The sequence below is a fragment of the Candidatus Burkholderia verschuerenii genome, from assembly GCF_001189365.1.
Lineage (GTDB): Bacteria > Pseudomonadota > Gammaproteobacteria > Burkholderiales > Burkholderiaceae > Caballeronia > Caballeronia verschuerenii.
This window is the reverse complement of record NZ_LFJJ01000335.1, coordinates 1-2167: the sequence shown is the minus strand read 5'-3', so window position 1 is coordinate 2167 and position 2167 is coordinate 1. Positions and strand designations below refer to the sequence as shown.

Below are 2167 nucleotides of genomic sequence, written 5' to 3'. Positions count from 1 at the left end.
GACAGACAGAAGCATCTACGAGCAACCAACAGGAGGGGCTGCTCGGAGGAGTACGAGAGGCCATGGCAGAGTACGCAAAGAAATCGATCGTGGCAGAAAGGGGCCTGAAGATCGAGCCTCCCCTACAGGCGTACATTGAGAGACGTAGATGGACAGCATTCGTCGGTCATGACAGACTCCGACCTGGCGATCGTAGCCTCATTTATGAGGTCTACGCGCGGTTGCACGTAGAAAAGCAGGAGGAGGTGACCATTGACGGCCATACGGTAGATTTCTCCGCGAGGGCAATCAACGCCTTCTTCGACCTGCCCGACCTTGGGATTCACTACGATCAACGGCCGGTCGATGAGCGGGACATCTACCGTGAGCTGACGGGGCAGGAGCAGAACCACGCAGACTGGAGACACATTCGCAAGTCCGAGCTGCGAGCGAAGGCCAGACTGATCAACCATTTCGTCCGGTGCCGTCTGATGCCTACTTCATCGAATCCGGAGGTGCTGAAGATGCGAGCTCACCTGATATATGCTATCAGCACCGACGTTGCAGTCGATGTGGGCCGAGTCATTAGAGATCAGATGGTGGCGGCGACAAAGACATCGAAGTCCAACTTGTCGCTCGGCTTCCCGAATCTCATCACTGCCATGTGCATCAAGGCTGGGATTCGACCCAGAGGAGATCCGACCACATTCATCCAGTTGATGTCGGTTCTCCGTTTCGAGGCCATCAAGGATAGGCAGCCTGACCCACTGCAGCATGAGTCTCCGCCGCCGTCTCCGCCACATCAGCATCAGACACTCCCACCTCCTTCACCGCCACCGTCTCCGCCGCATGAGCAGCAGCAGCAGGACTCAGAGCAGCCTGAGCCGGAGTCTGTGCGAGCACACGAGTATAGACAGCTCCGACAGGACATCACAGAGCTCCGGACTCATCAGCAGCGGATAGAGGTCGAGCTCCAGTCGCAGCGTCACCTCCTGGAGCTCATCTTGAGCAGACTGCCACCACAGCAGCCACCCCAGTAGTCAGCCGAACAGACATTCAGGGAGGCCACTGTCTCGTTTTGCATGCCAAGTGCACGATTTTGTAGTTTACTTGTTTGATGATTTTTAGTTAACTTTAGTTCTAACCTAATCTTTTGTTTGTTTATAATCTAGTTTATTTTCTAATGTTTGTTTGTGGTATCTTTTGGTGGTTATTTACGTTGAAGTCCAAATAATTAAGTCACCACTACCATTAATCCTTAAACTGGAAATTAAAATAGAGACCTTGAAAAATGCACTTAAATGTTAATTTCACATTTTTGCTATACCATAATACACTAAGCCCTCACTCCTTCCAAGGGTAGATACATGTTTAAAAGCATTAGGGACAATGCTTAGTTTAAGTTTGGGGGGGTGAAGACTTTAGTTGAGCTTTTAGGTTTTAAATAACAAAAATTTGTGAAAATTTTTAAAATTTTTCAAGGCAGTCATGTGCTTTATTGCTGAAAAAGGGTTAAGTTGGAAGTGATACTTGATTTTTTAGATTAATTTACTGCTTTTTGCGGCTTTTTGTTCATATAGTGTATGGCATGGAATGGAATAGTTTTGCACTATTTAGTAAACACTTCACTGATTGGTGGCACTGACTTTGTGAAAAAATGCTAAAATTTGGGCTGAATTGATAAATGAGTTGATTTGATTGATTTGGTTAATGTCAAATGTTTTGAGTGACAGTAAAAGAAAATGTGTTGTGTTTCTTCTTTTTTGTGTTTTTTAGGAAAGTTTTGTGTGTTAAGCTTTGTGGCAACAAACTGAGCATCTTACATGAAAGGCCGTAGTTCTAATGAGCATTTGAGCGGGTAAAGGTTGAACTTCTTGTGGGGTGGGGTATGAGCACAGGCTGACCTCGATCATGAAAGCACGGATCCGCCTTGAAATGAGTTGGGCAAATTACGGAATATTATTCCCTGTTTTTAAATGAATAAGTGGAAGCAAAGCTCCACATCTTGAGAGGAATAATAAAGCGAAAACTGACTTGGAATTCGTGGCAATCCCACGAATGATTACCTCGTGGCAATCCCACGAGTGATTATCTCATGGCAATCCCATGAGTAAGTACCTCATGGCAATCCCATGAGTGATTACCTTCAGGTCTGCTTCTTATACACATCTGACGCTGCCGACGAGGG

Annotated in this window: 1 pseudogene; it reads left to right on the top strand. The window is 46.4% G+C overall.

Annotation, left to right across the window (positions count from 1 at the left end):
* Positions 1 to 1019, top strand: a pseudogene (locus BVER_RS28655) (hypothetical protein); the annotation flags it as partial.
* Positions 1020 to 2167: the final 1148 nt, after the last annotated feature.